Raw genomic sequence first — 18685 nt, 5'->3', positions numbered from 1 at the left:
TCGTTGATGGAGCCACGCATGTCCACATCCAGCAGCTCTCAGAAGTTCATTGCGCGCAATCGGGCGCCCCGTGTGCAGATCGAGTACGACGTCGAGGTGTACGGCTCGGAAAAGAAGGTCGAACTGCCGTTCGTCATGGGCGTGCTCGCCGACCTCTCCGGCAAGCCCGTGACGCCGCTGCCGGCCGTGGCCGACCGGCGCTTCCTCGATATCGACATCGACAACTTCGACGAACGCATGAAGGCGGTCCAGCCGCGCGTCGCGTTCGGCGTCGACAACACGCTGACCGGCGACGGGAAGCTGATGGTCGACATGACCTTCGAAAGCATCGAGGACTTCTCGCCGGCCGCGATCGCCCGCAAGGTCGAGCCGCTGCGGCAGCTGCTCGAGGCGCGCACCCAGCTCGCGAACCTGCAGACCTACATGGACGGCAAGTCGGGCGCCGAAGCGCTCGTGAACCAGCTGCTGCAGGACCCCGGGCTGCTGCGCTCGCTCGCGGCCGCCCCGAAGCCCCAGGCCGCGAACGAAGCGGACCCGGCCGACGCCGCGGGCCGCGAAGACACCGCCCTCTGACCGGCCGAACGGCGCAACCCGGAGAAACGCATCATGAAAAAAACACACACGCAAGCGGCCGTCGCCGAATACGAATCGCAGTCCGACTTCGCGCAGCTGCTCACGCACGAGTTCCGGCCGAAGACCGAGCAGGCCCGCGAGGCCGTCGAGTTCGCGGTCCGCACGCTCGCCGAGCAGGCGCTCGCGCAATCGGCGACGATCAGCGACGACGCGTACAAGAGCATCGCCGCGATCATCGCGCAGATCGACCGCAAGCTGTCCGAGCAGATCAACCTGATCCTCCATCACGAGGATTTCCAGAAGACCGAATCGGCGTGGCGCGGCCTGCATCACATGGTGTCGAACACCGAGACCGACGAGCACCTGAAGATCCGCTTCATGGACATCTCGAAGGAGGAGCTGCGCCGCACGATGCGGCGCTACAAGGGGCAGGCGTGGGACCAGAGCCCGCTCTTCAAGCAGATCTACGAAGAGGAATACGGCCAGCTCGGCGGCGAGCCGTACGGCTGCCTGATGGCCGACTTCTACTTCGACCACACGCCGCCCGACGTCGACCTGCTCGGCTCGATCGCGAAGGTGGCCGCGGCCGCGCATACGCCGTTCATTTCAGGCGCAGCACCTTCAGTACTGCAGATGGAATCGTGGCAGGAGCTCGCGAACCCGCGCGACCTCACGAAGATCTTCACGCAGAACCTCGAATACGCGTCGTGGAACTCGCTGCGCAACACCGACGATGCGCGCTACATCGGCCTCGCGATGCCGCGCTTCCTGTCGCGGCTGCCGTACGGCGTGCAGACCAATCCGGTCGACGAGTTCGATTTCGAGGAAGACACCAACGGCGCCGACCACCGCCACTACGCGTGGACCAATGCGGCCTACGCGATGGGCGTGAACATCAACCGCTCGTTCCGGCAGTACGGCTGGTGCTCGCTGATCCGCGGCGTCGAGTCGGGCGGCACGGTCGAGAGCCTGCCGTGCCACACGTTCCCGACCGACGACGGCGGCGTCGACATGAAGTGCCCGACCGAGATCGCGATCTCCGACCGGCGCGAGGCGGAGCTGTCGAAGAACGGCTTCATCCCGCTCGTGCACCGCAAGAACACCGATCACGCGACCTTCATCGGCGCGCAGTCGGTGCACAAGCCGGCCGAGTACGACGACGTGGACGCGACCGCCAACGCGAACCTGTCCGCGCGCCTGCCGTACCTGTTCGCGTGCTCGCGCTTCGCGCACTACCTGAAGTGCATCGTGCGCGACAAGGTCGGCGCGTTCAAGGAGCGCGAGGACATGCAGCGCTGGCTGAACGAATGGATCATGAACTACGTCGATGCGGACCCGGCCAACTCGTCGCAGGACACCAAGGCGCGCCGGCCGCTCGCGGCCGCCGAGGTAGTGGTCGAGGAAGCGGAAGGCAACCCCGGCTACTACCAGGCGAAGTTCTTCCTGCGGCCGCACTTCCAGCTCGAAGGGCTGACCGTGTCGCTGCGGCTCGTCGCGAAGCTGCCGTCGATCAAGGAAGCCGCCTGAGCCCATGCAGGCCGGCGTCCCCACCGCCGGCCGGGATCACGGCCCTGCCGCATCCGGCGCCCCGTGAAACCGGCCGTTTTTACCTTCACCTGAGAGAGCAAGCACATGGCACAGGACATTTTTCTGAAGATCGACGGCATCAACGGCGAATCGCTCGACGACAAGCACAAGGACGAAATCGAAGTCCTGAACTGGGACTGGGAAATCGAGCAGGAATCCACGATGCATTCGGGCAGCGGCGGCGGCGCCGGCAAGGCGAGCGTCAGGGACCTGACGTTCGAGCACGCGATCGACCGCGCGAGCCCGAACCTGATGAAGTACGCGCTGACCGGCAAGCACGTCGACCAGGCCGTGCTCGTGATGCGCAAGGCCGGCGGCAACCCGCTCGAATACCTGAAGCTCACGATGAGCGACGTGATCGTCACGCGCGTGCGGCCGTCCGGCAGCCGCACCGACACGGAACGCAGCCGCGAGACGGTGTCGCTGTCGTTCGCGCGGGTCAAGCAGGAGTACGTCGTGCAGAACGCGCAGGGCGGCAGCGGCGGCGCCGTCACGACCAGCTTCGACATCAAGGGCAACAAGGAAGCCTGAGCGGCGGCCCCGCGGCCTGGCGGCGCGTCGACGACGCCCGCCGGGCCGCGCCCGCCTTCGATCGACCTCCCCCGGCACCGTGCACCCGAATGCGCCCGATCACTCCCGTTACCGCCGCTGCCGTCGTTGCCTGCGCGCTGCTGCTCGCCGCGTGCGCGAGCGGCACGCCGAAGCCGAAGGAACCGCTGCTGCTCGACCTGGCCGTGAACGCGGCGCCCACGGTCAACCCGGACGACCGCAACCGAGCGGCGCCGATCGTCGTGCGCGTCTACGAACTGAAGACCGACGGCGCGTTCAACGCCGCCGACTTCTTCACGCTGCAGGACCGGGACAAGACCGTGCTGGCCGACGATCTCGTCGCGCGCGAGCAGTTCCTGCTGCGCCCGGGCGAGCACCGCGCGATCAAGCGCAAGGCCGATCCCGCGACGACCGCGCTCGGCGTGGTCGCGGCCTACCGCGACCTGCCGCACGCGGTGTGGCGCGCGGTCTACCCGCTGCCGGCCGCGCACGACGCGGCGTGGTATCGCGTGTGGTCGTCGAAGCTGAAGCTGAACATCGATCTCGACAGCAACGCGGTCAAGATCACCGAACCCGCCAAATGACACTGACACGAACGCTGGAACGAAATCATGAGCTGGCATAACAAGGTCGTCTGGAGCGAGGGGTTGTTCATGCGCCCGCAGCTGTTCCAGCAGCAGGAGCGCTACCTCGAACACTATGCGCACAAGCGCGCGGCGCCGCTCTCGCCGTTCTTCTTCGGCTTCAGCCACTACAGCCTCGATACCGAGGCGCCCGCGCTCGGCAAGATCGTCGTGAAATCGGCGAGCGGCGTGTTCGCGGACGGCACGCCGTTCGACGCGCCGGGCAGCACGCCGCCGCCCGCGCCGCTCACGATCCGCCCCGAGCACCTCGACCAGCTGATCTACCTGGCCGTGCCGATCCGCGTGCCGAACGGCGAGGAGACCGCGTTCGAGCATGCCGCGGATTCGCTCGCGCGCTACGTCGTGTTCGACACCGACCTGCGCGACACGAACTCGATCGGCCAGGGGCCGAAGACGGTCCAGCTGTCGAACCTGCGGCTGCGGCTGCTGCCGGAGAAGGAGCTGACGGACGCGTGGATCGGCCTCGCGCTGACGCGCGTGAAGTCGATCCGCGCCGACGCGAGCATCGAGCTCGACGACACGCTGGTGCCGCCGGTGGTCGGCTACGGCGCGAGCGACCTGCTCGCGAGCTGGCTCGCGAAGCTCCACGACTTGACGCGATTGCGCGCGAACGCGCTCGCCGAGCGCCTGACCGGCGCGGACGGCAAGCCCGGCACGACCGCCGAAGTGTCCGACTACCTGCTGCTGCAGGCGCTCAACCGCTACGAGCCGCTGCTGCAGCATCTGCAGCGGGTGCCGACCACGTCGCCCGCCGACCTGTATGCGCTGTTCGTCAGCATGGCGGGCGAGCTGTCGACCTACGTGCGCACCGATACGCGCCGCCCGCTCGACTCGCATCCGCCGTACCAGCACGTCGCGCCGCACCTGTGCCTGAAGCCCGTGGTCGACGACACGCATCGGCTGCTCAACGCGGTGCTCGTGCGCAGCGCGCAGAGCATCGCGCTCGCCGACCAGGGCCACGGGATGCGCAACGCCGTCGTCGACCCGGCCGACATGCAGGGCTTCAGCGCGGTCGTGCTCGCGGTGCACGCGCAGATGCCGCCCGACCTGCTGCAGCAGCAGTTCGCCGCGCAGGCGAAGGCCGGGCCGTCCGAGCGCCTGCCGGACCTGGTGCGCAGCCACCTGTCCGGCATCGCGCTGCAGGCGCTGCCGGTGCCGCCGCGGCAGATCCCGTTCAACGCGGGCTACGTCTACTACGAGCTCGCGCGCACCGGGCCGCTGTGGGAAGAAGTCGCGCGGCACGGCGGGCTCGCGCTGCACGTCGCGGGCGAGTTTCCGGCGCTGAAGCTGGAGCTGTGGGGCATTCGCGGCTAGCCGCGTAGCGCGCGAGCGGACGGCCGTGCCGCATGGTCCGTCGTCCTGACGAATCGAACCAACCCGGGGGAAAGCCAGTGACCTCAGAAGCCGTGTACCGTCCGGAGCCGTCCGGCCCGGAAACGCGTGGCGCCGCCGCCGTGCCGCCCACGCCGCTCGCGCCGCGCGGCGCCGCGCCCGTGCCGCCGGCGGAGCCGCCCGCGGCCCGCCTCGCCGCGATCCAGGCCGCCCGCAACCCGCTGCTGGAAGCGAGCCGGCCGCTGCTGCGGGCGCTGGCCGACATGCCCGACCAGCTCGACCGCGAAGGCATCCGCCAGTTGCGGCTGCTGCTCGAACAGGAAGTGCGCCTGTTCCAGCGCTTCTGCGAGCAGGCGAACCTGCGCCGCGATCACGTGCTCGGCGCGCGCTACTGCCTGTGCACCGCGCTCGACGAGGCCGCGATGCAGACCGCCTGGGCGCGCGCCGGCGACGGCAGCCTCGGCGCATGGATCAGCGAAGGGCTCGCGACCACCTTCCACGAGGACCGCCAGGGCGGCGACAAGGTGTACCTGCTGATCGGGCGGCTGATGAACGCGCCGCAGGAGCACCTCGACCTGCTCGAAGTCGTCTACCGGGTGCTGAGCCTCGGCTTCGAGGGCCGCTACCGCTACGAAGCCGACGGCCAGCGCAAGCACGAGGCCGTGCGCCAGCGGCTCCACAACGAGATCGCGGCGCAGCACGGGCCGGTGTCCGTCGCGCTGTCGCCGCACTGGCAATCCGGCGCGCGCGGCAAGCGCCTGTCGATCCACGATTTCCCCGTGTGGATCACGGCCACCGCGCTGTCGGTGCTGCTGCTCGGCGCATTCGGCTACTTCAAGTACGCGCTGCTGACGCGCGGCGCGGACGTCGAAAAGCAGATCGCCGCGATCGGCCGCATGACGCCGCCGCCGCCCCCGGCCGCGCCCGCGCTGCGTCTGGCCGCGCTGCTCAGGAACGAGATCGCCGCCGGCACGGTCAGCGTCGACGAGGACGCCCGCCATAGCGCGGTGACGTTTCGCGGCGACGCGATGTTCCCGCCCGGCAAGGCGGCGGTGAACGCATCGAGCGGGCCGCTGATCGCGAAGATCGCCGCCGAGATCGCCAGGGTGCCGGGCAAGGTGACGGTGCTCGGCTACACCGACAACGCCCCGGTCAGGGGCAGTGCGTTCCCGTCGAACGAAGCGCTGTCCGAGGCGCGCGCGACGCAGGTGATGCAGCTGCTGCAGGCCGCCGGCGTGCCGGCGAACCGCCTCGCGGCGCTCGGCAAGGGCGCGGCGAACCCGATCGGCGACAACCGGACCGTGCCGGGCCGCGCGCTCAACCGCCGCGTCGAAATCACCGTCGCGCCCTAACCCCCTTCCGGCCACTCGAATACCGACATGAACAAGGTCCTGTCCTTTCTGGCGTCGCGCCAGTTCCTCTCGTTCGCCGCGCTCGCCGTCGTCGCGCTGCTGATCTGGTTCATCGGCCCGTTCGTCGCGTTCGGCGGCCTCAAGCCGCTCGCGGGCGCCGGCATGCGCGTCGCCGTGATCGCGCTGCTGCTGGCCGGCGTGCTGCTCTGGCTCGCGGGCTGGTCGACCAGCGTCGTGTTCGTCGCGCTGCTGTGCCTGCTGATCTGGTACGCGTCGCCGCTGCTCGCGTTCGGGCCCGCCACGCCGTTCGCGCCGGAATCCGCGCGGGTGATCGCGATCGCGGCCGTGCTCGCGCTGTTCGTGGTCTACCTCGCGTTCCTGCTGCTGCGCAAGATGCGCAGCGACCCGGACTTCCTCAAGCACCTCGTCGAGTTCGGCGGCCGCAACGAGGCGTCGCCCGCCGCCGGCCGGCTGGTCCGCGTGAACGCGGCGGTCGCCGGCGCGCTGGCACGGCTGAAGGCGATGCGCACCGGCGCGCGCGGGCTCGGCCGCCTGTTCCAGGGCAAGCGCTACCTGTACGAGCTGCCGTGGTACATCACGCTCGGCTCGGCAGCGTCCGGCAAGACCAGCGCGCTGCTCAACGCCGGCCTGTCGTTTCCGGTGGCGTCGCAGATGCAGCGCGCGGCGGGCATGCCCGCGCACCATGACGGCGTCGTCGACTGGTGGCTGACCAACGACGCGGTGCTGATCGATACGGCCGGCCATTACACGCGGCACGGCACGTCGCGGCACGCGCTGCCGCCGCGCCCGACCGCGCCGTCGACCGATCCATCGGCCGCGCAGCGGGACGCAGCCGGGGCCGCCGGCAACGCCGACGCCGCCCGTCACGATGCGCAGGCTGCTGCCGCCAGGGATCGCGCCACCGCGTCGGCCGGCGCCGGCATCCCGCAGGAAGACGACCACGCATGGCGGCAGACCGTCGACGAGGCCGAATGGCTCGGCTTCCTGCGCGTGCTGCGCAAGCATCGCCCGCGCGCGCCGATCAACGGCGCGCTGCTCGCCGTCGACGTCGCCGAGCTGGCCGGCGCCGACGAGCATGCGCGCGACGCCGAAGCCGCCGCGTTGCGCGCGCGGCTCGCCGATCTGCGCACGGAGCTCGGCATTCGCTTCCCCGTCTATCTCGTGATCACGAAGATGGACCAACTGCCCGGCTTCAGCGAGTACTTCAGCTCGCTGACCACGGAAGGCCGCGCGCAGACCTGGGGCTTCACGCTGCCGTACGGCACGGAGACCCTGGCGACCGACGGGTTCCGCGCACGCTGCGCGGCCGAGCTGGACGCGCTGGCCGCGCGGCTCGCCGCCGGCGTCAATGCGCGTCTGCTGGAGGAGCACGATACGCTCAGGCGCCGCCGGCTCGCCGCGTTCGCCGAGGAATTCCTCGTGCTGATGCGCTCGCTCGACGCGTTGATCGACCACGTGTTCGTCGATTCCCGCTACGACGACACGCAGCGCCACGCGACGCTGCGCGGCGTGTATTTCACGAGCGCCGCGCAGACCGGCGACGAGATCGTGGTGGAGCGGCGCACCGTGGTACAGCGTCTCGCGGCCGTGATCGGACGCATCCCGGCCAACGCCGCGCCCGCGCACGAAAGCGGCCAGGGCTTCTTCCTCCACGACCTGCTCACGAAGATCGTGTTCCCGGACATGCACCTCGTGTCCCCCAACCTGCGCTGGGAGTACCGCTTCCGCACGCTGCGCCTGACCGGCCACGCGCTCGCGCTGCTGCTGTTCGCGTGGCTGGCGATCGGCCTGCGCGTCAGCATGGGCAACAACAGCGACTATCTCGACGCGATCGCGCGCAAGACCGTCGCGCTCGGCGCGCGGGTCGGCCAGCTGTACAAGGCGCCGAAGCCCGAGGCCGTGCCCGACGTGCTGACCGACGCGCGCTACCTGCCGACCTTCCCCGGCCTCGACCTGTCGGACCCGTCGGGCGGCTGGCGCTTCGGGCTGTACACGCCGCCCGGCGTCGTCGCGGAAAGCCGCCGCACCTACGATGCGCTGGAAGACAACCTGCTGCTGCCGCAGATCGTCAAGCGCATCGAGGCCGTGCTCGCGCAGGCGATCGCGAACCGCGACCCGAAGGCCGCGTACGACGCGCTGCGCGTCTACCTGATGCTGTACGACAAGGCGCGCTTCAACGCCGCGCAGGTCGAGGCGTGGGTGCTCGACGACTGGGCCCGCACCGACAGCGCGGCGGTGTTCGGCGGCCGCGCGTCGATGGTTTCCCACGTCGGGCAGCTGTTCTCCGGCGAGCGCGTCGTGCAGTCCCCGCTGATCCGCAACGATGCGCTCATCCAGCAGGCGCGCGCGTTCCTCGACGGCAGCAACGCCACCGAGCGGCTCTACGAGCGCGCGAAGGCGGCGATGCAGAAGGAAGCGCCGGACGAGTTCACGCTGCTGCGCGCCGTCGGCCCGCAGGCCGGGCTGGTGTTCTCGCGCGCGAGCGACGCGCCGCTGTCGCGCGGCGTGCCGGGCCTCTTCACGTTCGACGGCTACCGGCGCCTGTTCGACAAGCGGCTGCCCGAGTTCGTGCAGGTCGCGCGCGACGACGACGCGTGGGTGATGGGCCGCACTTATCTCGGCGAGGCTCAAAAAAAAACGGCGTCGCTCGCGCGTGACGTGATCGGCGCGGACGATCCGCTCACCGAAGCGATCCGCCGCCAGTACCTGATGGAATACGCGCGGCAGTGGGACGATTTTCTCGGCGACATCCGCACCGTGACCGGCACCAGCCTCGGGTTCAACCTGCTGGTGCTGCGCAGCTTCGCGGCGCCGGATTCGCCGCTCGCGCGCCTCGCGCGCGCGGCGGTCCGCGAAACCACCCTCGCCCAGCCGATCGCGGCGGCGGACCCGTCGTTCCTGCAGCGGGCCACCGACTCGCTCGGCCAGAAAGCGGACAAGGTGGACAGGGTCGACAAGGCGCTCGGCATCCGCGCCGAGGAGCGCGTCGAGCGCGAGCTCGTCGACAGTCATTTCGCGGCGCTGCGCGAAATCGTGACGGGCAGCGCGGACACCCAGGCGGGCGCGCCGAGCGCCGCCGCGCCTGCGGCCAGGACCGGCCTCGACGGCGTGACGAACCTGCTGAACGACTACTACACCGCGCTGACCGTGGCCGACGACGCGCTGTCCAACAACAGCATGCCGCCCGCCAACGACGCCGCGGCGAAGTTGAAGATGGCCGCGAACACGATGCCCGCGCCGGTTCGCGCGGTGCTGCTCGAACTGTCCGCGCAGGGCTCGCGCGAGGTGAACCGCGGCATCGGCCAGCTGCTGTCGCGACAGCTCGCGGCGACCGTCGGCGACGCGTGCCGGCTCACGATCGAAGGCAATTACCCGTTCGTCGCCGCGAGCAGGCGCGACGTCGGCATCGACGACTTCACGCGGGTGTTCGCGCACGGCGGCATCATCGACGATTTCTTCACGAAGACGCTCGCGCCGTTCGTCGACACGTCCGCGAAGCCGTGGCGCTACAAGACGCTGCCCGGCGCGACCGAGCCCGTGCAGGGCCCGGACCTCGAGCCGTTCCAGCATGCGAAGGCGATCCGCGAGATCTTCTTCGGCGATCCGGGCCGCAAGCAGCTCGCGTGGAAGGCCGACCTCCGGGTGCCCGAGCTGGACCCGTCGATCACGGGCCTGATGATCGACGTCGACGGGCAGACGACGCTCTACCAGCACGGCCCCGTCGCGCCGTTCACGGTCACGTGGCCGGGGCCGCGCGGCGGCGTCCATGCGGAGATCACCGCGCAGCCGCGCATCCGGCCCGACACGTCGACGGTGTCGACCGACGGCCCGTGGGCGCTGCTGCGCCTGCTGCAGAAGGGGCAGGTGATCGAGACGGCGACGCCCGGGCGCACGCGCGTCGCGCTCGACTTCGACGGCCGCAAGGCCGTGCTCGACATCGCGAACGCGGGCAGCGTCGCGAATCCGCTGACCAGCAACGTGCTGCAGACGTTTCATTGTCCGGGGTCGATGCCGACGTTCAGCCTCACGGACACGGGGCCGCCGCCGGGGTTGCCGCCGGGGAACCCGGGCGGCAACCCCGGTCAGGACGGCGGGCAGCGGCGATATCGGGCGGGGGGTGCGTGAATCGGCCGGGGTTGCCGGCGGAACCGGGAGGCGGTTTCGAAAGGCGGTCCGCTTGCCGCCCGGCATGAGATCGGACAGAATCGCGACGATCGCCCCGGATCGGACGTCCGTTGCGCACAGCGCAGCGGATTCGCAATTTCGCGCTCATATGCCTCCTCTCGTCGAAGCCATCCTTGACTGGGTCACCGCATCGCTTGCCGCACTCGGCCTGCTCTGCATGATGATCTGGCCGATGACGCCGGACCGGTGGGTGTTCGAGGCCGGCTATGCATGCATTCCCGACGGTCGGAACCTGATCCTGTCTCCGCGGCGCATGCGCTTCGGCCACTTCGTCTGGTGGTCGTTCGGCTTCGGTATGGGCGCGATGGGACTGGCCTGCGTGATCGGCGTATCCGCGTTCGCCGCGAGCCTGACCGGAAACGCGTCGCATGCATGGTACGAGTGGCTCGGCTTCGGCGTCACCGGCATGTTCGTCATCGGTGCGGGCGTCCTGATGATCTGGATCGGCCGCAAGCTGATGCGCGCGCGCTGGTTCGCCGGCCCGCTGCGTGAAACCCGCTTCTGCTGGCGCGACGACGAACGCTGGATCGACATCAGCACCACACGCCTGCTGCGCAAGCCGGTGCTGAATACGTACGCGTGCCGCGATCTGGAGCGCCTGCTGGTCGGCGGCCGACGAAGCCTCGACGGCGCAGTCGTGGGCGGCTCGCTGGTGACGACCCGGCGCGATCTGGTGCAACTCGTGCTCGTGCTTCGCAACCGCCGGCCGATCGATCTGATGGGCCGGATCAATGACGGTGACGAAGCGCGCCATATGGCCGACATGATCGGCATCTGGTGCGGCATCGACGTACAGCGGGTCGACGGCTTGCCGGACGTGACGCCGTTCAACTTCGACCGGGTCTGACCATACCTGCATATCAACAAGAGAGATTCCGAGGAAATGCTTCGTTACGCTTGCCTGTTCGCACACGATCACCCTTCCACGCCCGAGAGCATCTGGGATATCGACACTGGCCACGTCGACGGCTGGGCCGAATGGTTCGAGCAGATTCCGCAACTGTTCCTCTATCTGATCGGCGACGCCGAACGCCTGCCGCAAGTCGCATCGTGCGCGATGTATGGCGACGCCGAGTCGCCCTCCTGCCTGGTGGCGCCGATGGCCGAGGTGCGAGCGCGCTGGCACGCGCTGGCTCGGCACATGCAGCCGCTGCTGCCGCAGCTGCCGGCCGATGTCCACGCGCAATGGGCGCACATGCACACCACCATCGCCGCGACGACGCGCGAATGGCTGATCCTCGATTGCAGCCAATTTTGCGAAGCGGCCATCGGCACGCCGGAAATGGAAGCGTTCCTGCTGCAGGTGCGGCAACGCTGCGCCGAATGGGGCGCGGTGGCGGAGCCGAACGCCGGCGACCTGCCGCCCGTCCTGCTGCCGTTGCTCAGCGAGGCGACGGGGCAATGGGGATGGTGGAATCCGAACGTGATCGAGCGCATCTACGCGATAGAAGCGCAGCCGCATGAAGAATGGCCGGCCGATCTTCGGGAGTCCTACGAGCCGGCGAGGGACTGGCAGCCATGGATCGACGAGGTGCAGGCGTACTACGTGAGACGGATCGAGCGCGCCGCCAACGCATCATCCCCGGCCGACGCCGATCCGGTGCGCGGCCCGGCCGGACTCGTCACGCCATATGGACGCTGGCTCGTGCATCCCGACGAAGGCGCGGACTGGATCAATGTCGACGCGGGCTATATCGTCGTCACGCAACGCGGCGAATGGAATGACGGAATCCCGGGCGGCTTCAAGGATTTGAACGGCCGGTGGGTCGTGCCGGTTTCCGCCGGCTACGTCAATTTGTCTCCCCTCACCGGAACGCTGGCGCTGGGGCGACGTATGCCGCCGCCCGAAGGCATGAGCGCGATGGTCGAGCTGCTGCGTTGGCCCCGTGGCGAGCCGCTGTTCGACAACCTGACCGGCGGGATGCTCCACGACGATGGCCGGGTGCGTATCTTCCATGCCGACGATACGCAGTCCGTTCTCGATGCGGCGACCGGCGAGCCACTGTTCGACACGCGTTACAAGAACGTGTTCGCGTTCCACAAGAAGCTCCGCCTCGCCGTGGTCGAGTGGTGCCGGCCCGGCGAGCCGTCGCCGGACAATCCGGGCATCCTCCAGGGCGTCGTGCACGAAAGCGGCCGGCTGGTCATCCCCTGCGAATACGCGCACATCCACCACGCTTACAAGCAGCCGCCGAAGCTCCTGCACGGACGCCAGTTGCTGGCCATTACAGTGGACGGGCGGCCCCACTTCTACTCGCCCGACGGCGTCCTGCTGGCGGCGCTGGAATTCGACATGAAGCCGTGGATCTGGACGCCGATCGTGAAGAACAATCAACTGTTGGCGTTCGACCGCGAAGGCATGGACGCGCGAGTGATCTGGGTCGCGTTGAGCGACTACAGTTTCATCGAGACCGGCCAAACCCGCGCCGATTGCGTGAATATGCTGAGAGAAGGCCTGAGCGGCTGGCTGCCGAAGTAGCGGCGTTCGCGCACGGCTCGCCGCGAAAGTCGGCAGCCCCGCCGGGCCTTTTTGAAACCGTCCCTCAGCGCGGCATCGTCCGCAGCGACGACGGGCCGCCCGTCAGCGCGATCCGCTCGCCCGTATCGCGCAGCTTGCCGCCGTTGACCGCGTACAGCGCCAGCTGCCGCTCGACGTTGAACTGCACGATCACGTGACGGCTGTCGGCCGTGAACACGACGCCTTGCGCGGCCTCGCCGCCGGCTGCTTCGCCGGCCTTGACGGCCTGACCGTCGCGGATCGCGAACAGCAGCACCTTGCCGAGCTTGCGGCGGCCCGGGTTGTCGGGCGTCAGGTTCGAGCCGTCCATCGTCTGCACTGCGATCCATTTGCCGTCCGGCGAGATCGCGACGCCCTCCGGCAGCGACGGCACGCTCAGGTACTGGACCGTGCGGAACGGCGCGCGCGACACGTCGATCAGCGCGATCGTATCGGCGTCGCCCGCGAGCTTGCCCGCATAGCCCGGCAGGCCGGCGAGCCCGACATTGCTGACCACGGCCCAGCGGCCGTCGCTCGACACGTCGATCGTATACGGCGCGACGCCGCTGCTCAGGCGCGTGCCGCTGTCGGTGACCTTGCCGTCGTCGACGTTCAGCACCGCGACGCCCTGCTCGTCGCGCAGCGCGACGAGCGCGTGCGCGCCGTCGTGCGTGAAGCTGACGCCGGCGAGCCGCTTCTTGCCGATCTTCAGGTTGCCGTCGAGCGTCACGCGCGTACCGTCGATATGCAGCACCGACACGCCGCCGTCGACGTCCGTGACGAGCGCGAGCCGGCCTGAGCGGTCGATCGCGATGCCCTGCGGATGCGCGCCGAGCTCGACGCGCGTGACGGCGGGCGGCGACGCCTTGAGATCCACGACCTGCAGGAACGTATCGAAGACGAGCCGCTTCCCGGCCTGGTCGTAGCGGGTCGGCGCAGCGACGAGCGCGACGCTCGCGTCGGGCGTGACGGCTACCGCCTGCGGCGGCCCCTGGATGCCATTCTCGACGTCGACCTGCAGCGCCACCTTCGGCGGGAACACGCCGGCGTCGAGCAGCGTCAGCGTGTCGGACGGCGGCGCCGCCAGATAGGTGTCGCGGCCCTCGACCCGCTGGTACTTGCCGTCGTTGGCCGACACGATCCAGTCGGCGGCGTGCGTGGCGAGCGACGCTGCCGCGAGCGTGAGCCCGGCAAGCAAGCGGACGTGCCGCACACGGAAAAGATTCGATTGCATTTGCGCTCCGTATTTCGTTGTTTGAATCAGGCTGGCGCGACGCGGCCACGTCGCGCCGCACCATGGTACCCGGAACAGGATCGTCATCGAAATCTCGTGAAAATAATCGGCTTGATTGACATTCATATTTCATTCAATTACCGACAAATCAAACATGATTGCCGATTTCAAAAACGCACTTCTTTGCAATCAATCCACTCGATAGTTTCAAATACGGCAATCGAAATACGCGCAACATAGTTTCTCTTTTTGTTTGCTTGGCTTATTTTTGTTTCATATTTGATCGACATTTGGCGCACAACACCCCGCACCACCATCTTATTTTTTTCAATTTTCAAGCCTCGACCGAAAAATTATTTAATGTTAAAAGTATCTGAATTACACTTCTGACATCTTATCGATGATTTAAATACATCTCGCAAAGCAGGCATGCGAAATGCCCACCTGCTTCCCTTTAACCACGTCAACACGCTCCAATCTCGAGATCATTGATGCACACCGCCATTTCTTATGCGCCCCCCGAGAAACGCCGTCTGTCCGGTCAATCCATTCACGCGCAGGCCGTGGAGATTTTGGGGCTTGTGATGAAGCATCGCCGTGTCGCGGCCCAGAGCCCGTGCGAGGAAGACACGCTGTGCACGGCATGTCTTCATCCGCATCTCGACCGGGTCATGAAGGCGATCGAGCGTGACGAGCCCGTCGTGTTCGTCCTGCCGGCTTTTCCCGCCAAATCGCCCAACCCGGGCAAGGTGCTCGGCCCGACGCCGGACATGGCCGAGCGGCAGTCGCTCGCGTTTCTCAACGATCTCTGCAACCGCATCCGCGCCGTGTACGCGCCAGGCGCGCGAATCATTCTGTGCTCGGACGGCCGCGTGTTCAGCGACGCGGTCGGGATGAACGAAAGCGACGTCACCGCGTACCAACAGGGGATCTCGGCGTTGATCGAAGAGCTCGGCGCGAACGCGCTCAGCACCTTCAACCTCGATGACGTCTTCCCCGGCAGCGGCTTCGACGAGATGCGCGCGCACCTGATGGCAAGCCATGGCCAGCCCATCGAGGAGCTGCAGGCCGCCGTCCGGGCCGGCGGCGAGGCCCAGCGCATGTACTGCGGGATCACGCGGTTCCTCGTCGAGGACGCCACCCGCCCCGACATGAACATCAGCAAGACGGCGCTGCAGAAGGAATGCCGCGAGCGCGCGTACCACGTTGTGCTGCGCAGCAAGGCATGGGATGGGCTCCTCGCGACGATCTTTCCCGATGCGGTGCGCCTGTCGATCCATCCGCAGAGCTGCGGCAGCAGGAAGATCGGCATCCACATGATGGAGACGGCGGACAGCTGGCTCACGCCCTGGCATGGCGTCGCGGCACTGGTAAACGGCAGTTTCACGTTGCTCAAGCGACGTGAGGCCGAAGCGGCGGGCGCGGAGCTCGTCTTTCAAAACGGACGTCCGAGCCATTACGTTCTCGATGATGCGGCGTCGCTCAACCGGGAAATCGGCGCTGCCGACGGGGAGGAATGAAGATGAACTACGAGACTACACAGGTGACGCCGTTCGGCGTGATGGTGCGGCCGGCGGCCGGCAACGCGGACGTGCGCGAACTGCCGACCGAACGCATGCGCGAGCTGGCGCGGCAACACCACTTGCTGGTGCTTCGCGGCTTCAAGACGTTCGATGGCGCCGAGGCTTTCGAGGAATATTGCGGCGGTTGGGGCGAAATCAGCGAGTGGCCGTTCGGCAAGACCCTCGAGCTGGTCGAACACGAAAAACCCGCCGACCACATCTTCGACAACAACTACGTGCCCCTTCACTGGGACGGCATGTACCGCAAGCAGGTGCCGGAGTTTCAGATATTCCACTGCGTCAGTGCGCCCGAGGTCGAGCAGGGCGGACGCACCACGTTCTCGAACACGAAGGCTTTGCTGGAGAGGGCCGAGCCGCAAGCCCGCGCGCTCTGGGACAAGGTGACCGGCGTCTATCATCGCAAGATGGAATTCTACGACAGCAAGACGATTGCGCCGATCGTCACGACTCACCCGATTCAGGGTTTTCCGGTCGTCCGCTACAACGAGCCGTCCATCGAAGGCGACGACAGCTTCGTCAATCGACCGACGTTGGCGTTCACCGGTGTCGACGAAGCCGACATCGGCGACTTTCATCGCAGTTTGCGCGCGGCGCTGTACGCGCCCGAGAACTTTTACGCGCATTCATGGCAGACCGGCGACGTGGTGATTTCGGATAACTACACGCTGCTCCACGGTCGCGAAGGGTTCACGAGCGGCGCGCCGCGACACCTGCGCCGCGTGCACGTGCTCGGCAACCCGCCGCTCGACAACCCTCACCTGGCGGCATACGCATGAGCACGCCTGAAACTGACGTCGTCATCGTCGGCGCGGGCCCCGTTGGGCTGCTCTGCGCCTATCTGGGGCGGTTGTGCAACCTGCGCACGCTGGTCGTCGACAAATCGGCGGCGCCGCTTCAGGCGGGGCGGGCCGACGCGCTCAATGCGCGCACCTTGCAACTGCTGGAGGTCGTCGATCTGTTCGACGATCTTTATCCGAAGGGGAAGCCTTGCAACACCAGCTCGGTGTGGGCCGGGGGCAAGTTCGTCTCGCGTCAGTCGACGTGGTGGGACGCGCTGGAAGGCTGCTTTCACAAGCATTTCCTCATGCTCGGGCAGTCGTTCGTCGAGCAGTTGCTGGACCAGAAGCTCAAGGACGTCGATGCCGCGGTGCGGCGCAACACGTCCGTCACCGACATCAAGGTCGCCGACGATGGATGCACGACGACGCTGTCGACCGGCGAGACCATCAAGTCCAGGTTCGTGATCGGCGCGGATGGCTCACGTTCGTTCGTGCGTGACCTGTTCGAGGTTCCGTTCGAGGTGACGCGTCCGCAATTGATCTGGGCGGTCCTGGATGGCGTCATCGAGACCGACTTCGTGAAGGTGCCGGAAATCATCGTGTTTCAGGCCGAGACCTCCGACGTGGCGTGGATTCCGCGCGAGGGGAATCTTGACCGCTTTTACGTTCGGATGGATACCAAGGAATTCACCGTCGAGCAGGCGATCGCGAAGATCAACCGCGCGATGCAGCCGCACGCGCTGCGCTTCAAGGAGCTCGTCTGGTACTCGCAGTTCTCCGTGAAGGAATCGGTGGCCGAGCACTATGCCATTGCCGACAGGGTCTTCCTGGCTGGCGACGCCTGCCACATTCACTCGGTGAACGGCGGTCAAGGTTTGAACACCGGCCTGGCGGATGCCTTCAACATCATGTGGAAGATGAGCATGGTGCTGGGCTCCGGCTCACCGGCGGAGTTGCTGCGCACCTACGAGCAGGAGCGCAAGCCGGTGGCCATGGGTGTGGTCGAGACGTCCAGCCAGCTCGTGCGGTCCACCAAGTACTCCGAGACCGGAACGCACGCGGACGACTACGTCAAAATCGTCGAGAAGCGAGCCGGCTACATCACCGGAATGGGCATTCGCTACGGCGAGCACGAACTGCACGGCAAGCGCTTGCCCGACTTCATGGTGCGCAACGACGGGGAGCAGGCTGACACGCGCATCTATTCGCTTCTGGACTATCGGTTTTTCACGCTCCTCGTGTTCGGCGACTGCAACGCGACATTGGACCTGCCGGCGTTCGTCAAAGTGATTCGGATTCGCGACGAGACGAGCCCGTATGCAAATCAGATGATCCTGGTTCGCCCCGATTCGTACATCGCCGCGTCTTCGTCTCTTTCCGATGCCTCTCCGATCACGGCTTATTTCGATTCGATGTTGAGCCGGGCTGTGGCGTAGAACCAGCGACTCCGGCGCTGCGTTGCGCAGGTCGAACACATGGCACTCGGCGTGGCCGAGTGCCTGATACTCGATTGATCTCGCGTATTGCAGCGGGACTATCGGCCGCTGCGCCGAACCCATGTACAATCCCGCGCCATGTACGCACTTCGCCACTTTCTGCACCGGCGCGGCGTCGCGAAACAGCTTCTGTGGATTCTCATCCTCGTGCCGCTGCTGTCTCGCGCGCTGATGTCGGGCGCCGTGATGCTCGATCCGGACGGTCCGGATGCGGGCTCGGTGGTGCTGTGCTCCGGCCGAGGTCCGCTGATCCTCGGCGCGACCGGGCCGACAGCGCACTTCGATGCGAGTGCTCCGATCACGCCGGCCAACGACGCACTGGCGCTCGTCGGCGCGCTCAAGCACGATACCCACGCCGGCAAGCCGGCGCCTGCCGATAGCGGCAACGGCGTCTGCGCGTTCAGCGCGGCACTGTTCGCCGCACTGGCGTCGTTCGTGCTGCTCGTGCTGCTGTTTCCCGCCGCGGCCCCGCGGCGTTTCCGGCTTCCGCCCGACTGCCCTCTCCCGGCGCGATCGATATTCGACGATCGTCCGCCCTCCCGCGCCCCGCCTCAGTTCTGCTGAACGTTTCGGTGCATTGCCCGCGCGCGTCGACGTGCGCGTGTGTCGATGCCATTCGTTTCGCTGACCCCGCTTCATCAAATCAACCGAATGCTCGCGTCGCGCGGGTGACGTCGGCATGCGCGCCGCTTGCGCGTGCCGATACGTCGCACGTTCCGCCGCAGCGCGCGTGCCGTTTCGACCTGCGCGTGCCGTACCGTGCCGCCGCCCGTCGGTGCTGCGCGTAGCCAGCGACGTCGCCGTCGCGGGTTGCGCAACGCATCGTGACGAGGGCCGGCTCGGGCCGCCCGTT

At 67.5% G+C, this 18685-nt stretch carries 15 protein-coding genes; 13 read left to right on the top strand and 2 right to left on the bottom strand.

All coding sequences use genetic code 11. From position 1 onward, the window contains the following. Positions 1-18 precede the first annotated feature (18 nt). From tssB to HWX31_RS09060, 9 genes are all read left to right on the top strand, one after another. Positions 19-573 carry a type VI secretion system contractile sheath small subunit gene (gene tssB / locus HWX31_RS09100; RefSeq protein ID WP_174958613.1) on the top strand — a complete coding sequence of 185 codons (555 nt, stop codon included), beginning with the start codon at positions 19-21 and terminating at the stop codon, positions 571-573. Positions 574-606: 33 nt separating this feature from the next. Continuing rightward, positions 607-2100, top strand: a complete 1494-nt coding sequence (gene tssC / locus HWX31_RS09095) for a type VI secretion system contractile sheath large subunit (RefSeq protein ID WP_174958611.1) — start codon at positions 607-609, stop codon at positions 2098-2100. A gap of 105 nt (positions 2101-2205) precedes the next feature. Continuing rightward, positions 2206-2691, top strand: a complete 486-nt coding sequence (locus tag HWX31_RS09090) for an Hcp family type VI secretion system effector (protein WP_010088970.1) — start codon at positions 2206-2208, stop codon at positions 2689-2691. 89 nt (positions 2692-2780) lie between these two features. Continuing rightward, positions 2781-3293, top strand: a complete 513-nt coding sequence (tssJ, locus tag HWX31_RS09085; RefSeq protein WP_174958609.1) for a type VI secretion system lipoprotein TssJ — start codon at positions 2781-2783, stop codon at positions 3291-3293. Between the two features lie 27 nt (positions 3294-3320). Next, positions 3321-4667, top strand: coding sequence for a type VI secretion system baseplate subunit TssK (gene tssK / locus HWX31_RS09080; protein ID WP_174958607.1), 1347 nt, complete (start codon positions 3321-3323; stop codon positions 4665-4667). A 77-nt stretch (positions 4668-4744) separates the two neighbouring features. Then, on the top strand, positions 4745-6037 hold the full coding sequence (tssL, locus tag HWX31_RS09075) for a type VI secretion system protein TssL, long form (RefSeq protein ID WP_415493170.1): 1293 nt from the start codon (positions 4745-4747) through the stop codon (positions 6035-6037). 27 nt (positions 6038-6064) lie between these two features. Next, complete coding sequence (tssM, locus tag HWX31_RS09070; RefSeq protein ID WP_174958603.1) at positions 6065-10183, top strand: type VI secretion system membrane subunit TssM; 4119 nt, start codon at positions 6065-6067, stop codon at positions 10181-10183. Continuing rightward, positions 10176-11090, top strand: coding sequence for a hypothetical protein (locus HWX31_RS09065; RefSeq protein ID WP_174958601.1), 915 nt, complete (start codon positions 10176-10178; stop codon positions 11088-11090). Before tssM ends, HWX31_RS09065 begins: the two co-directional genes overlap by 8 nt. A gap of 36 nt (positions 11091-11126) precedes the next feature. Continuing rightward, complete coding sequence (locus HWX31_RS09060) at positions 11127-12722, top strand: DUF7822 domain-containing protein (RefSeq protein WP_174958599.1); 1596 nt, start codon at positions 11127-11129, stop codon at positions 12720-12722. Positions 12723-12786: 64 nt separating this feature from the next. On the opposite strand, the gene HWX31_RS09055 is transcribed toward HWX31_RS09060, so the two are convergent. Beyond that, on the bottom strand, positions 12787-13974 hold the full coding sequence (locus tag HWX31_RS09055; protein WP_174958597.1) for a YncE family protein: 1188 nt from the start codon (positions 13972-13974) through the stop codon (positions 12787-12789). A 167-nt stretch (positions 13975-14141) separates the two neighbouring features. Further along, positions 14142-14312: a hypothetical protein gene (locus HWX31_RS09050; protein WP_174958595.1), complete on the bottom strand. Its 171-nt coding sequence runs from the start codon at positions 14310-14312 to the stop codon at positions 14142-14144. A gap of 153 nt (positions 14313-14465) precedes the next feature. Between HWX31_RS09050 and HWX31_RS09045 the strand changes: the two genes are divergently transcribed. From HWX31_RS09045 to HWX31_RS09030, 4 genes are all read left to right on the top strand, one after another. Continuing rightward, the gene (locus tag HWX31_RS09045; RefSeq protein ID WP_244143692.1) at positions 14466-15494 is read left to right on the top strand and encodes an L-tyrosine/L-tryptophan isonitrile synthase family protein; all 1029 of its coding nucleotides are present in this window, start codon (positions 14466-14468) and stop codon (positions 15492-15494) included. Further along, positions 15491-16333, top strand: a complete 843-nt coding sequence (locus tag HWX31_RS09040) for a TauD/TfdA dioxygenase family protein (protein ID WP_208456076.1) — start codon at positions 15491-15493, stop codon at positions 16331-16333. Before HWX31_RS09045 ends, HWX31_RS09040 begins: the two co-directional genes overlap by 4 nt. Continuing rightward, positions 16330-17772, top strand: coding sequence for an FAD-binding protein (locus HWX31_RS09035; protein WP_174958593.1), 1443 nt, complete (start codon positions 16330-16332; stop codon positions 17770-17772). The genes HWX31_RS09040 and HWX31_RS09035 overlap by 4 nt, the downstream gene beginning before the upstream one ends. A gap of 138 nt (positions 17773-17910) precedes the next feature. Beyond that, positions 17911-18396 carry a hypothetical protein gene (locus HWX31_RS09030; protein WP_174959024.1) on the top strand — a complete coding sequence of 162 codons (486 nt, stop codon included), beginning with the start codon at positions 17911-17913 and terminating at the stop codon, positions 18394-18396. Positions 18397-18685 lie beyond the last annotated feature (289 nt).

This window comes from Burkholderia ubonensis (genome assembly GCF_902833085.1).
GTDB classification, from domain to species: domain Bacteria; phylum Pseudomonadota; class Gammaproteobacteria; order Burkholderiales; family Burkholderiaceae; genus Burkholderia; species Burkholderia ubonensis.
This window is presented reverse-complemented; position numbering and strand designations above follow the sequence as displayed.

Coding starts and splice junctions, on each gene's coding strand:
- tssB (WP_174958613.1), top strand. CDS start 19: ATGTCCACATCCAGCAGCTCTCAGAAGTTCATTGCGCGCAATCGGGCG.
- tssC (WP_174958611.1), top strand. CDS start 607: ATGAAAAAAACACACACGCAAGCGGCCGTCGCCGAATACGAATCGCAG.
- HWX31_RS09090 (WP_010088970.1), top strand. CDS start 2,206: ATGGCACAGGACATTTTTCTGAAGATCGACGGCATCAACGGCGAATCG.
- tssJ (WP_174958609.1), top strand. CDS start 2,781: ATGCGCCCGATCACTCCCGTTACCGCCGCTGCCGTCGTTGCCTGCGCG.
- tssK (WP_174958607.1), top strand. CDS start 3,321: ATGAGCTGGCATAACAAGGTCGTCTGGAGCGAGGGGTTGTTCATGCGC.
- tssM (WP_174958603.1), top strand. CDS start 6,065: ATGAACAAGGTCCTGTCCTTTCTGGCGTCGCGCCAGTTCCTCTCGTTC.
- HWX31_RS09060 (WP_174958599.1), top strand. CDS start 11,127: ATGCTTCGTTACGCTTGCCTGTTCGCACACGATCACCCTTCCACGCCC.
- HWX31_RS09055 (WP_174958597.1), bottom strand. CDS start 13,974: ATGCAATCGAATCTTTTCCGTGTGCGGCACGTCCGCTTGCTTGCCGGG.
- HWX31_RS09045 (WP_244143692.1), top strand. CDS start 14,466: ATGCACACCGCCATTTCTTATGCGCCCCCCGAGAAACGCCGTCTGTCC.
- HWX31_RS09040 (WP_208456076.1), top strand. CDS start 15,491: ATGAAGATGAACTACGAGACTACACAGGTGACGCCGTTCGGCGTGATG.
- HWX31_RS09035 (WP_174958593.1), top strand. CDS start 16,330: ATGAGCACGCCTGAAACTGACGTCGTCATCGTCGGCGCGGGCCCCGTT.
- HWX31_RS09030 (WP_174959024.1), top strand. CDS start 17,911: ATGTACGCACTTCGCCACTTTCTGCACCGGCGCGGCGTCGCGAAACAG.